At 68.5% G+C, this 12,850-nt stretch carries 13 protein-coding genes; 4 read left to right on the top strand and 9 right to left on the bottom strand.

Features of this window, described 5'->3' with window-relative positions; translation table 11 throughout:
• Positions 1 to 33: 33 nt before the first annotated feature.
• The 6 genes from AC3WLE_RS11765 to AC3WLE_RS11740 form a co-directional block, all read right to left on the bottom strand.
• Positions 34 to 315 carry an MmoB/DmpM family protein gene (locus AC3WLE_RS11765; RefSeq protein ID WP_010810419.1) on the bottom strand — a complete coding sequence of 94 codons (282 nt, stop codon included), beginning with the start codon at positions 313 to 315 and terminating at the stop codon, positions 34 to 36.
• 32 nt (positions 316 to 347) lie between these two features.
• Complete coding sequence (locus AC3WLE_RS11760; RefSeq protein ID WP_492352011.1) at positions 348 to 1,343, bottom strand: aromatic/alkene monooxygenase hydroxylase subunit beta; 996 nt, start codon at positions 1,341 to 1,343, stop codon at positions 348 to 350.
• A 50-nt stretch (positions 1,344 to 1,393) separates the two neighbouring features.
• The gene (locus tag AC3WLE_RS11755) at positions 1,394 to 1,618 is read right to left on the bottom strand and encodes a phenol hydroxylase subunit (protein ID WP_013952185.1); all 225 of its coding nucleotides are present in this window, start codon (positions 1,616 to 1,618) and stop codon (positions 1,394 to 1,396) included.
• Positions 1,619 to 2,139: 521 nt separating this feature from the next.
• A complete protein-coding gene (poxR, locus tag AC3WLE_RS11750) occupies positions 2,140 to 3,867 on the bottom strand; it encodes a phenol degradation transcriptional regulator PoxR (RefSeq protein WP_492320666.1) in 1,728 nt (575 codons plus the stop codon).
• Between the two features lie 143 nt (positions 3,868 to 4,010).
• Complete coding sequence (locus tag AC3WLE_RS11745) at positions 4,011 to 5,006, bottom strand: tripartite tricarboxylate transporter substrate binding protein (protein ID WP_492320665.1); 996 nt, start codon at positions 5,004 to 5,006, stop codon at positions 4,011 to 4,013.
• Positions 5,007 to 5,068: 62 nt separating this feature from the next.
• Positions 5,069 to 6,187: a muconate/chloromuconate family cycloisomerase gene (locus AC3WLE_RS11740; protein ID WP_492320664.1), complete on the bottom strand. Its 1,119-nt coding sequence runs from the start codon at positions 6,185 to 6,187 to the stop codon at positions 5,069 to 5,071.
• 111 nt (positions 6,188 to 6,298) lie between these two features.
• On the opposite strand from AC3WLE_RS11740, the gene AC3WLE_RS11735 reads away from it, so the two are divergent.
• Positions 6,299 to 7,189, top strand: coding sequence for a LysR family transcriptional regulator (locus AC3WLE_RS11735; RefSeq protein ID WP_492320663.1), 891 nt, complete (start codon positions 6,299 to 6,301; stop codon positions 7,187 to 7,189).
• A gap of 7 nt (positions 7,190 to 7,196) precedes the next feature.
• Here the strand turns inward: AC3WLE_RS11735 and AC3WLE_RS11730 are convergent, their stop codons facing one another.
• Complete coding sequence (locus AC3WLE_RS11730; protein ID WP_492320662.1) at positions 7,197 to 7,955, bottom strand: enoyl-CoA hydratase/isomerase family protein; 759 nt, start codon at positions 7,953 to 7,955, stop codon at positions 7,197 to 7,199.
• A 77-nt stretch (positions 7,956 to 8,032) separates the two neighbouring features.
• Positions 8,033 to 9,013: a quinone oxidoreductase family protein gene (locus tag AC3WLE_RS11725; protein ID WP_492352008.1), complete on the bottom strand. Its 981-nt coding sequence runs from the start codon at positions 9,011 to 9,013 to the stop codon at positions 8,033 to 8,035.
• 241 nt (positions 9,014 to 9,254) lie between these two features.
• Here AC3WLE_RS11725 and AC3WLE_RS11720 point away from each other — a divergent pair, with 241 nt between their 5' ends.
• Both AC3WLE_RS11720 and AC3WLE_RS11715 read left to right on the top strand, forming a co-directional pair.
• Positions 9,255 to 10,490 carry a CaiB/BaiF CoA transferase family protein gene (locus tag AC3WLE_RS11720; RefSeq protein WP_492320660.1) on the top strand — a complete coding sequence of 412 codons (1,236 nt, stop codon included), beginning with the start codon at positions 9,255 to 9,257 and terminating at the stop codon, positions 10,488 to 10,490.
• Between the two features lie 55 nt (positions 10,491 to 10,545).
• A complete protein-coding gene (locus AC3WLE_RS11715; protein ID WP_492320659.1) occupies positions 10,546 to 11,523 on the top strand; it encodes a Bug family tripartite tricarboxylate transporter substrate binding protein in 978 nt (325 codons plus the stop codon).
• Between the two features lie 25 nt (positions 11,524 to 11,548).
• On the opposite strand, the gene AC3WLE_RS11710 is transcribed toward AC3WLE_RS11715, so the two are convergent.
• A complete protein-coding gene (locus tag AC3WLE_RS11710) occupies positions 11,549 to 12,235 on the bottom strand; it encodes a GntR family transcriptional regulator (RefSeq protein WP_492320658.1) in 687 nt (228 codons plus the stop codon).
• 387 nt (positions 12,236 to 12,622) lie between these two features.
• On the opposite strand from AC3WLE_RS11710, the gene AC3WLE_RS11705 reads away from it, so the two are divergent.
• Complete coding sequence (locus tag AC3WLE_RS11705; protein ID WP_492356967.1) at positions 12,623 to 12,832, top strand: hypothetical protein; 210 nt, start codon at positions 12,623 to 12,625, stop codon at positions 12,830 to 12,832.
• The last annotated feature ends 18 nt before the right edge of the window (positions 12,833 to 12,850 follow it).

Genomic DNA, 12,850 nt, shown 5'->3' with positions numbered 1-12,850 from the left:
TGTCTCCGTGATGTTCTCTATGCCGCTGCCGGGTCAGGCGTTCCAGCGCAGCGTGAAGGCGTCTTCGTCCTCGTCGATGTTTCCGCACAGCGAGATCAGGTTCAGGTGGATCTCCTGCAGGTCCCAGTCGCGGCCGAGCTTGCCGGCCACCAGTTCGCGCACGATGGTCAGGTGGCCGGGGGCGTCGATCTTGACCATGGCGGGAAACTGCGACACCACCGCATGCGGGTTGGCTTCAGTGATGGCGTCGATGATGGGGCGGGTGTCGTCGTTGTTCTGCAGGGCGATGTAGACGTTGGCAGCGGTGGCTGACATGGCGTGTCTCCGTGGGGTTCGTTGTGGGCGGATCAGGCAGCCAGGCCGAGCTTGCCCAGGCGGACTTCGAACTGCTCGCGGCACAGCGCCACCATCTGCGCGCCGTCCTCGCCGGTGAGCGCATCGGCCACCGGCACCAGCGCCTGCGCCACCTCGGCGCAGGCGGCGCGCGCCCAGCCGGACAGCAGCACGCGGTTGGCGTCGGACTCGGCCGCGGCGGCCTGGATCACGGCATCGACCCAGCGTGCGTGCTCGTCGCGCCAGTCGTTCATGAATTCGGTCAGCACCGCCAGCCCGGTGCCGCAGGCGCGCGCGATCACCGCGTCGGCATGCTGGTAGACCAGCGGGTAGAGCAGCCCGTCGAGCACCAGGTTCTGGGCGACGAAGGTCTCGAACCAGTCCCCGGTGACAAAGGTGTGCTCGACAAAGCGGCGCAGCGGCTGCCACGCGGCGCTCTCCAACCAGGCCACCCTGGCACGCTCCAGCGCCACGCCGGTATTGCCGTCCAGCAGCATGCCGATGCGCGACAGGTATTGGGCGATACCCAGGCGGTCCATCGCGCAATAGGTGCAGGCCTGCGTGATGGCCGTGCCCCAGCCATAGTCGGCGCAGTAGAAGTTGTTCATGTTGGCGCCCCACTCCACATGGCGCAGCGGCAGCAGGCCGGTGGCCAGGCGTTCCTGCCATTCGGCCGGCAGCGCCTGCAGCAGCCCGCGCTTCTCGACGAAGGCAAAGCTCTTTTCGGTGGCATCCTGCTGGCGCCCGCGCGCGGTCACGTAGGCGCCGTAGTAGAACTGGCGCGGGTCCTTCAGCGCGTACCAGTCCTGCATCACGATCGCCGTGCGGCGCTTGTCATACAGCGCGAAGCCGGGGTCCCAGGTGGGGCGGTAGTGGAAGTTCACCTCCGACTGCACGTCGTAGGTCGCCTCCTGGTAGCGCGACGCCGGCTTGTCGCCGAAGCGGCGCGCGACATGGCCGTAGGTCTGGCGCAGCGGCTGGATCTGCTGGGTCTTGATATCGACTTGCATCGCTTGGTCTCCTGTATCCCTTCTCTCTTTGTGATGCGGTGGCTGCGGCGTCAGTCGTCGGCTTGCGGCTGCGGCGCGGCTTCCAGCGGGGGCAGGAAGCGCACGCGGTTGACGCAGCAGAAGGCTTCGAACATCGGCTCCGGCATGATCAGTTCGACGTTGAGCTCCGGGTCGGCCACGCTGAAGGCGAACTGCACAAACCCTTCGGGGGTGCGGCCCTCGACCCGCACATAGCGCGGCGTGGCTTCGAACAGGGGAACCGACGGGGTGTTCATGGCGCGCTCCTTTGCGTTGGCTGGACGCAGGCCTTACTGCGAAGACCGTGCCAGCGAGCGCGAAGCGTTGTGGGACAAGGGTTGCGGGGAATTGGCGATGACGAGCGTGCGCGTTAACCCGGAAAGGTCCGCGCGAAACCTGTCGATGAATTGATGAAGCTGTCCGCAAGCCTTGATCAAATGATCAAAAGCCGCGCCGGGCGGGCGTTTGCGGGCAGCGAGCCAATGCGGATGGGATTGCCCTGCGGCGCAGCAGCGTGCCTGGGCAAGCTGGGTGAGAAGACTTGATCTGGCAGGGAAAAATCGCTGGCGCGGTGCAGCATCGGGCAACTTCGGGCCGATGCGCGGCCGGCCGGGGCTGCATCAAATGATCAAGGGGGGAAATGCGAGGAGCCGGGAGAAGCGGAGGAGATGGGTGGCGCAGGGGATCGTGTGGACGCGCTTGATCTACGCGGGTGTGCTCCCTCTCCCGCTTGCGGGAGAGGGAGCACACCCTCAGCATTTGAAGCTTGAAAGCGGCCTCAGTTACCGTTGCCGTGCCCGTTGCCCCCACGCGTGCCGCGCATCTTCCACCGATACGCCAGCTGCGGCCGCGTAATGCCCAGCAACCGCGCCGCCTGGCTCATATTGCCGTCGGCCCGCTGCATGGCCGCCTCCATCAGCACGGTCTCGACGTCGCCCAGCGCCAGCTGCTGCTCTGACATCTGGTCCAGCAGCGCATGGACCGCGGCTTCGCGCAGGTCTGGCAAGGTGCCGCCCGCGCCCAGCCGCGGCGCGGTATCCACCACCGGTGCCACGGTGCCCGGCAGGAACAGGTGGTCGGCGGTGATCTGGCCGCCCTGGCTGGCCAGGATCACGCCGCGCTCGATCACGTTCTCCAGTTCGCGCACGTTGCCGGGCCAGTCATAGTGGCGCAGCTCGGCCAGCGCGCGGTCGGTGATGCCGACGATGCGCTTGCCGTGGCGCGCGCCGTAGCGGGCCACGAAGCGCTCGGCCAGCGGCCGGATATCGTCCAGGCGCTCGCGCAGCGGCGGGATCGTGACCGGGTAGACATTGAGGCGGTAGTACAGGTCCTTGCGGAAAGTGCCCTGCTTCACGGCTTCGGCCAGGTCGACATTGGTGGCGGCCACCAGCCGCACGTCCACCTTGCGCGTGCCGGTGCCGCCCACGCGCTCGACCTCGCCCTCCTGCAGCACGCGCAGCAGCTTGGACTGGGCCGAGGCCGAGAGTTCGCCCAGTTCGTCCAGGAACAGGGTGCCGCCATGCGCTCGCTCGAAGCGCCCGGGGCGCGACTGGCTGGCGCCGGTGAAGGCGCCCTTTTCCACGCCGAACAGCTCGGACTCGATCAGCTCATCGGGAATCGCCGCGCAGTTCACGGCAATGAAGGGCTTGTCGGCGCGCCCGCTCACGCTATGCAGCGCCTGCGCGAACCGCTCCTTGCCCACGCCGGTCTCGCCCAGCAGCAGCACCGTCACGTTGCTGGCCGCGGCGCGTTGCAGCAGGCTCCAGGCGGCGCGAAAGCCTGGCGAGGTGCCGACCAGGTCGGCCGGCGTGGCCGGGGTGCCCTGCAGCGCGCGCAGGTGCTCGACCTCGCTCTGCAAGGCGATGATGGTTTCGATCACGGGATCGGGCTGGTACAGCGCCAGCGCCTGCGCGCCGTCTTCCCAGGCTTCCACCGGCTTGCCGATGATGCGGCAGTGCGCGTGCCCGCAGGCGATGCACTCGACCTCGCGATACAGGATGGTGCGCCCCATCAGCGCCGAGGTGTAGCCGGTGGCGTAGCCGATCTGCATCCAGCAGGCAGGCTCGTCGACGATGCCGAACAGCTGGCGGTGGACGTCGCCCTCGAAGGAGTCTTCCCACAGGAATTCGCCATCGTAGATGCCGGCGGCGATGTCGATGTCGACCTTGACCGGCGTGACCCGCACCACCCCCTCGATGGTATGCAGGCAGGGCCCGATCTCCAGCTGGCCAAAGTCGCTGTGGCCTGCGCGCAGCTTGCGCGCGACCTCAGCGTCGCGCATGCCCGAATGGAAGCCCATGCGCATGAACAGGCCGCGCGCCCGCTCCATGCCCAGGGTGTCCACCAGTTCCTTGCGCAGCGCGCCCAGGGCGGCGGTATGGATCAGGATCATGCGCTGCTCGTCCAGCCAGATCGCACCCTCCTCCATGGCGAAGCGCAGGCGGCGGGCAAGATCGGCCAGGCCATCGCGCATGGTGGCCGAGAACTTGTCGGTTGAACTGCTCATTGTCTCCCCTCAGTGCCGGCGGGTGATCCGCTCGAGTGTGCCTTTCGGCTGGCAGCTTATGCACATTATGTGCCAAGGGAAACGGGGGTGGGCAATGACATTGCCCGGGGACTACCCCAACCGGCCGCGCTGGGCCGGGCCGTTCAATCCGCCCGGATACCCCGCTGGCGGATCAGCACACCCCACTTATCGGTTTCCTTCGCCAGGTGCTCGCGCAGCACCGCCGGTGAACTGCCGATCGGCTCGGCGCCGATCAGCGCCAGCCGCTTCTGCACGGCCGGCTTCCCCAAAGCCTCGAGCATGGCGCGGTTGAGCGCGTCGATGACCGGCTGCGGCGTCTTCGCCGGCACGAAGGCGGCAAACCACGGCGACAGCTCATAGCCCGGCAGGCCGGCTTCCGCTACCGTCGGCACGTTGGGCAGCGCACTGGAGCGCTTGCTGGTGGTGACCGCGATCGCCGTCAGCTTGCCCGATTCGATATGCGGCCTGGCCGAGGTGATGCTGTCGAACATGTAGTCGACCTGGCCGCCCAGCAGATCCGTCATGGCCGGGCCGCTGCCCTTGTAGGGGATATGCAGCATGTCGACGCCGGCCATCGAGGTGAACAGCTCGCCCGCCAGGTGGATCGAGGTGCCGTTGCCGGCGGAGGCATAGGTGTACTTGCCCGGCGCCGCCTTGGCGTGCGCCACCACATCCTTGACGGTGCTTTCCTGGCGCCGCGCCTTGCTGGCCACCAGCACGTTGGGCACCACCGCCAGCAGCGACACCGGCGCGAAGTCCTTGACCGGGTCGTAGCTCAGCCGGCCGTACAGCGCCGGGTTCACGGCCATGCCGTTGGCGACGATGATCAGCGTGTAGCCGTCGGCGGGCGCGCGCGCCACCAGTTCGGCGCCGATATTGCCGCCGGCGCCCGGCCGGTTCTCGACCACGATGGCCTGGCCCAGCGTGCGCGACATGTCTTCGCCCAGCGTGCGGGCGATGTTGTCCATGGCACCGCCCGCGGGGAACGGCACGATCCAGCGGATCGGATGGTCGGGATAGGCCGCGTGCGCGGCCGGCGCTGCGAACGACAGGCCGGCAGCCAGTGCCAGCGCCCCTGCGCGGCTGGTGCTTGCCAGCCGCTGGAATAACGTCTTCATTGGTCTCCTCACTTGATGCGTGCAGGCACCGGTGTGCCATGCGGGGGGCGCGGCCTGCCAGTTCAGCCGCGCCGGTAGTGCGCCAGCTTGTCTTCGTCCAGCGCCAGCCCCAGGCCGGGGCCTTCAGGCAGGTGCAGGCTGAAGTCGCGGTACTCGGGGCGCTGCTGCACGATATCGTCCTTGAGCAGCAGCGGTCCGAACAGCTCAGTGCCCCAGGCCAGATGCGGCAGCGTGCAGAAGCCATGCGCCGCGGCGATGGTGCCGACGCTGCCCTCCAGCATGGTGCCGCCGTACAGCGCGATGCCGGCGGCGTCGCCCACCGCGGCGGTGCGCAGCATGCCGAAGATGCCGCCGGCCTTGGCGATCTTCAGCGCGAACACGTCGGCGCCGCCGATGCGCGCCAGCTCCATCGCGTCTTCCGGGCCGCACACCGCTTCATCGGCCATGATCGGCACCACGAAGCGCGCTGCCAGACGCGCCAGCGCCATGCGCTGCTCACGCGGAGTCGGCTGCTCGATCAGGTCGATGCCGGCGGCTTCCAGCATGGCGATGCCGGTGGCGGCGTCGGCCTCGTTCCAGGCCTGGTTGACGTCGACGGTGACGCGCGCCCGCTCGCCCAGCGCGCGCTTGATCGCGGCCACGTGGGCCACGTCGTCGCGCACGCTGCGCCGGCCGATCTTCAGCTTGAAGGTATGGTGGCGGCGCTCGGCCAGCAGTTGCTCGGCCTCCGCGATGTCGCGGGCGGTGTCGCCGCTGGCAAGCGTCCACAGCACCGGCAGGGTCGAGCGCACCGCGCCCCCCAGCAGCGTGGCCAGCGGCACGCCCAGGCGCTTGCCCTGCGCATCCAGCAAGGCGGTCTCCAGCGCTGACTTGGCGAAGCGGTTGCCGCGCGCGACCTTGCCCAGGCGCGCCATCGCGCCATGCACGTTGGTGGCATCCTGGCCGGCCAGCGCAGGGGCCAGGTAGGTGTCGATGGTCAGCTTGATGCCTTCCGGGCTTTCGTCGCCATAGGACAGGCCGCCGATGGTGGTGGCCTCGCCGATGCCCTCCACGCCGTCGCTGCAGCGCAGCCGCACGATCACCAGGGTCTGCTGCTGCATGGTGGCCATGGCCAGCTGGTGTGCCCGGATGGTGGGCAGGTCCACCAGGATGGCCTCCACCGAAGTGATAGTCGTGGTCATACCTTGTCGATGCAAATGGATATTGGGGCCAAGTATGCGGCTTGACTTTGCCTGCGTCCAAGACCGATGATGTCTCGATCGATACCTTGCAGGTATGGAAACAGGACAGCAATGGAACTCCGGCACCTGCGTTATTTCCAGGTCGTGGCCCAGGAACTGAACGTCACCCGCGCCGCCGAGCGGCTGCATATGGCACAGCCGCCGCTGTCGCGCCAGATCCGCCAGCTGGAAGATGAAGTGGGCGTGGCGCTGTTCGACCGCGTCGGCCGCGGGCTGCGCCTGACCGAAGCGGGCCGCTTCCTGCTGGAGCAGACCACGCAGCTGACGCAGCGGCTGGAAGAGACCATCGAAGGCACGCGCCGCATCGGGCGGCAGGACAAGCGCTGGTTCGGCATCGGCTTCGTGCCGTCAGTGCTGTATGGCGTGCTGCCGGAACTGATCCGCGAGCTGCGCGAATCAGACCGGCACGACCAGCAGGTAGAGGTGGGACTGGCCGAGATGATCACCGTCGAGCAGATCGAGGCGCTCAAGGCCGGCCGCATCGACCTGGGCTTTGGGCGCATCGCGCTGAACGACCCCGCCATCCGCCAGCAGGTGGTGATGGCCGAACCCCTGGTGGCCGCGCTGCCGGCACGCCTGCCCGCGCCGCGCCGCAAGGCGCTGACGCCACAGGCGCTGGCGGCGCAGCCGTTCATTCTTTACCCGGCCCGGCCGCGGCCCAGCTATGCCGACCACCTGCTGTCGCTGTTCCGCGCGCAGGGCCTGCAGTTGCGTGTGGCGCAGGAGGCCAACGAGCTGCAGACCGCGCTGGGGCTGGTGGCGGCCGGCATCGGCATCACCCTGGTGCCGGCATCGATCCAGCGCCTGCATCGCGACGACGTGCGCTACTGCCCGATCGACGCGCCGGGCTTCGTCTCGCCGGTGATCATGAGCTATCGCGAAGGCGACACGTCACCGTTCCTGGCGCGGGCGGTGGAATGGGTGATGCGGCAGGCGCAGTAGGCCTACATCAGGTGCCGGTGAACTGCGGCTTGCGCTTTTCCTTCCAGGCCAGCGCGCCTTCGCGGATGTCCTGCGACTGCGTGGCCCGGCTGATGTCGGCGGCCAGCGCCTCGGCATCCAGCGCGCCGCGCCCGATCGCGTTCAGGTGCCGCTTCATGCCTTGCACCGCCAGCGGCGCCAGCCCGGCCACGGTGTCGCTGAGCTGGTCGGCGCGCTCGCGCAGGCGCTCCGCCGGCAGCAGCTCGGTCAGGAAACCGCGGCGGAACATCTCGTCGGCGTCGATGCGCTCGGCGGTCAGGAACAGGTGCTTGGCGTGGTTCAGGCCCAGCCGGCTGATATAGCGCTCCATGCCGCGCTGGTAGAAATGCAGCCCCAGCCGCGCCGCGGGCATGAACATGTCCGCCGCGGCGGTGCCGAGCCGGAAATCGCACGCCAGCGCCAGGTCCGTGCCGCCGCCGTAGACGCCGCCGTGGATCTCGGCAATGGTCACCGCACGGCAGTCTTCCACCGCGTTGACCAGGGTCTCGAAGCCGGCGCCGCGCTGCCCGGCCGCGAGCCTGCCGATATCGAAGCCGCTGCAGAAGTACTTGCCGGCGCCGCGCAGGCGCAGCACGCGCACGTCGCTGTCGTTCACGGCATCGACATGCCGTTGCAGCTCGGCCAGGTCATCCGGCCCGAGGCGGTTGGCCACCGCCGGGCGGCGCAGCGTGATCGTGGCGACATGACCGGCAATGTCGAGCGAAGGAAGGGAACCATCAGTGTGCATCGGGAAAACTCCAGGTAGGGATCATTGGGCACCGGCCTGCGGGGCGCGACGGCGATTCATCTTGTGCTCGCCGGGGTTCAGGGAATCAGCACGGCCGAGCCCGTGGTGGCCCGGCCCTCCAGGTCGCGGTGCGCGTCGCGCACGGCGGCCAGCGGGTAACGGTGGTTGACCTCCAGCCGCAGCTGCCCGGCAGCGACCGCGGCGAACAGTGTGGCCGCGGCATTGGCCAGCGCCTGCGGGCTCGCAATGTAGGTGCGCAGCGTCGGCCGCGACACGATCAGCGAGCGCGCGTGCAGCAGCTGCAGGTCGAAGGCCTCCACGTCGCCCGACGCGGTGCCGTAGTTGATCGCCATGCCGCACGGCCGCAGGCATTGCAGCGACGGCACGAACACGTTCTTGCCGACGGCGTCGTAGACCACCGCCACGCCCTCGCCGCCGGTCAGCGCCTGCACTTCGGCCACGAAGTCCGCCTCGCGGTAATTGATGACATGGTGGCAGCCATGTGCCAGCGCCACCGCGCGCTTGGCCTCGCTGCCCACGGTGCCGATCACGGTCGCGCCGAGTGCGCGCGCCCACTGCGACAGCAGCACGCCCATGCCCCCGGCCGCGGCGTGCACCAGCACGGCGTCGCCCGGCTGCACTGCGTAGAGCCGGCGCAGCAGGTACTCGGCAGTCAGCCCGCGCAGCAGCGTGGCGCCGGCCACCTCTTCCGGGATTGCGTGCGGCAAAGGCACGACCCGGCCCGCTGGCACGTTGCGCGTCACCTGGTAGGCGCCGGGATGCATGCAGGCGACGCGCTGGCCGACCTCGAACCCTTCTACATCAGGACCAACCGCGGTCACCTCGCCGGCGCCAACCGAGCCCAGCGTGACCGGGAACGGCGCCGCGGTGTGCGGGCCATGCGCGCCCTTGCGCTGGTAGATGTCCGCGAAATTCAGGCCGATGGCCGACTGGCGCAGCTGCAGTTCGCCAGGACCGGGCGGCGGTACGGTGACCTGGCAGGACTCCAGCACCTCAGGTCCGCCCACCCTGTTAATACAGACGGTATCTGTCAGCATACAAATCCTCAAATTCGGGCGTCGGTCGGACACAGGGTGATTGGACCCGGCCGCCTGGCCGCCGATCGCGCTATTCCATATGACTCGAATGGCATTTCCATGGGATCCAGGTGACGCAAATCCGCATGAATGCCCTCGCAGCCTACGCCTTCCCGCAGCACTCCGCATCGTGGAAACTCCGTATACGTATTTTTATGATTGTTATTTGTATACTTGCACAATCCATCGCCAAGGAACTGCCATGACGTCTTTGCCTCCCGGCACTGAAGCCGCCGGGCCTCACGCCCCCCCCGCGGACCTGCCGCTGTCCGGCATCACCGTGCTGGACCTGTCCATCGCCCGCGCCGGCCCGGCGGCGGTGCGCCTGCTGTCGGACTGGGGCGCCGACGTGATCCGCGTGGAGCCGCCCCCGCCGCAGGACCGCGGTTCCGTCACCGGGCGGCGGCGCGGCTCGGACGAGCAGAACCTGCATCGCAACAAGCGCAGCCTGTGCCTGGACCTGAAGACGCCGCAGGGCGCCGAGGTGCTGGCGCGCCTGGTGCGCCGGTCGGACGTGGTGGTGGAGAACTTCCGCTCGGTGGTCAAGGAACGGCTGGGGCTGAGCTATGAGCGCCTGAGCGCGATCAATCCGCGCGTGATCCTGGCCAGCATCTCGGGCTTCGGCCAGGACGGGCCCTATTGCGAGCGCCCGGGACTGGACCAGATCGTGCAGGGCATGTCGGGGCTGAGTTCGGTCACCGGCGAGCCCGGCAAAGGCCCGCTGCGCGTGGGCATTGCCATCTCCGACACCACCGCGGGCATGTTCCTGGGCCAGGGCATCCTGCTGGCGCTGCTGCACCGCGCGCGCACCGGCCGCGGCCAATGGGTCCATACCTCGCTGATCGAGGGCATGCTCAACAAGCTGGACTTCCAGGCCACGCGCTACACCGTCGACGGCGAAGTGCCGAGCCAGCAGGGCAATGCGCACCCGACGCTGGTGCCGATGGGCACCTACCGCTGCCGCGACGGCGTGGTCAATATCGCCGCCAGCACTGACCGCATGTGGGCCAACTTCTGCCGCACCGTCGAGGCCGTCTGGCTGCTGGAAGACCCCGCGTTCCAGACCGCCGCGGGCCGTGCCGCCGACCGCCACCGGCTGGACCAGGCCATCAACCAGTGCACCGCTGCTTTCACCGCGGCCGAACTGACTTCGCGCCTGAATGCCGCCGGCGTGCCGTGCGGGCCGGTGTTCGATATCGGCCAGGCCTTCGAGGATGCGCAGGTGCGCCACCTGCGCATGACCCGGCCCGCCGAGCACCCGGCGCTGGGGCCACTGGAACTGCTGCGTTCGCCGATCAACCTGTCGGCCGCGCCGCACCCCGAGCGCTTTGCCCGCGCCGCACCCGATCCCGGCGAGCACACCGACGAGATCCTGCGCGGGCTTGGCTATGACGAAGCCGGCGTCGCGGCCCTGCGCGAAGCCAAGGTGGCGTCCTGAGCGCCAGCGGCCAGGACACGCGATAGCGACAACGAGAACACAAAAGGAGACAGCAATGAAACACACCCTCGGGCGCGCCGCGATCGGCACCGCTCTTGCCACCCTGGCTGCGTTGCCCGGCATGGCCGCTGCGCAGGACTACCCGACCCGGCCGATCCGGCTGCTGGTGGGCTACACGCCGGCGGGCGCGGCCGACTATGTCGCGCGCGTGTTCGGCGAGGCCTTGTCGAAGGAGCTTGGCCAGACCGTGCTGGTGGACAACAAGCCCGGCGCCGGCAGCACGCTGGCTTCCGCGGCACTGGCGCAGGCGGCCCCCGACGGCTACACCCTGGGCCTGGCCACGGCCACGCTGTATGGCATCGACCAGCAGCTCTACAAGGCCCGCTACAAGGCGACCGACTTCACCCCGGTGACGCGGCTGACCGTGTCGCCGCTGATCCTGGCCGTCAACAAGAACCTGAACGTCAACGACGTCAAGACCCTGGTGGCCAAGGCGCGCGCGCAGCCGGGCAAGTTCAACTACTCGTCGTCCGGCATCGGCGGCTCGCCGCATATCGCCGGGCTGCAGTTCGAGAAGGCCACCGGAGTCAAGATGACGCACGTGCCCTACAAGGGCGGCGCACCGTCGCTGCAGGCCGTTGCCGCGGGCGAGGTGGAGTTGTCGTTTGGCACGGCGGCGTCGGTGTTGCCGATGGGCACGCAGGGTGTGGTGAAAATGATCGGCGTGACCACGCCCAAGCCATCGGCGGTCGCGCCAGGCCTGCCGGCGCTGGCGGAGATGGGGTTGCCGGGCTTTGATTTCACCTTCTGGTTCGGGCTGTACGGGCCGGCCGGGCTGCCCGACGGCATCCGCGACAAGCTCTTTGCCGCCACCGCCAAGGTGATGGCTGATCCGCAGCTGCGCGCGAAGCTCGCTTCCAATGGCAGCGAGGTCTCCACCTCGGCGTCGCCAGCGGAGTTCGGCAAATGGGCCGCGGCTGACGGCAAGTCGGCCGTGACGCGGATCGAGCAGGCCGGCGTCAAGCTGGACTGAGCCTGCCTGCCCCCGCGGTCATTGACTAGCGCCGGCCGCGCTTGCCGCCGGCCTCGTCGCCGGGCATGGAAGCGATCATGTCCGCGTAGACGTCGCCCCCGGTGGCGATATGCCGGACCATCGCGGCCGCGGCATCGTCCTCGTTGCCGCGCACGATGGCGCTCATCACCGCCTCATGCTCGGCCAGCGAGGCCAGGATGCGGGCGGGCTTCTCGAAGCGCAGGTCGCGCATGCCGCGCATGCGCGCGCGCATGGTGCGGATCTGCCGCGACAGGATGTCATTGCAGCAGGCCGCGTAGATGACGTCATGGAAGGCATCGTTGGCTTCGCGGTAGCGGTCGGAATCGGCACGCTCCGCGGCCGCGCGGCAGTCTTCGAACGCGGCCTGCATCGCCGTGCGCTGAGCCGCCGAGATACGGCGCGCCGCCAGCCGCGCCGCCAGCGCCTCCAACTGCACCAGGATCTCGTTCATCGCCGCGTACTCGCGCAGGGTGATCGACGATACGATCGCGCCCTGGCGCGGGACCAGGTCCACCAGGCCGGCCGACTCAAGCTGGATCAGGGCCTCACGCACCGGCGTGCGGGACACGCCGAAGCGCGCCAGCAGTTGCTGCTCTTCCAGCTGGGTGCCGCTGGGAAGCTTTCCAGAAAGAATCTCCTGCTCGATCGCGGCGCGGATGGTTTCGGACAGGCTCTTCTTTTCTTCAGACATGGACTGCGGCGGCGTGCGGAGGACGGGGATGGCGTGATTCTACCCTGCCCTGCGTATTCATTGATGCCTGTTGTGTGCACACGATGTGGCCTCACGGCACGCCAGCTTGACTAAGAGTGGGCGGGGCCAGCCAGCAATGGCAACTCTGCCAGTGCGACACTTTTGGTTACAAAACCAAATCGCCAAATGTGTTTGATGTCAAACATCTGACATTTGACCAATCAACAATCGCCCGCTGTCGCGACAAGCCAAGGCCAACCGCACCCGAACCGGCCAGTTCCCCGCACTTGTCGTCCGCGCTGCGGAAGTCCATGCGCCTGCATCTGATGTCGGCGCATGGGCTCGGCAATCGTTATCCCCCTCAACGACTACAAGGCAATGCACCAAATGAGACCCTCATTGCTGTTGCGTCCCACCCGCCCATGGCTGGCGGCCGGCACCATCACCCTCGCACTGATGCTTGCCGCCTGCGGCGGCGACGACTCGCCGGGCGCGAGCGGCGGCACCCTGCAGCCCACCGCCGCCAACGGCAACCAACCGGAAAACGCCGGCAAACCTGACCAGCCCGGCGCCTGCTCCACGCGTTGCGCCCCGTGAAGCGGGCCCCTTTTTCGA

The sequence above is a fragment of the Cupriavidus sp. FW306-1B-F12B genome (assembly GCF_058781795.1).
Note: the sequence above shows the minus strand (reverse complement) of the source record. Positions and strands in the feature narration are given on the sequence as shown.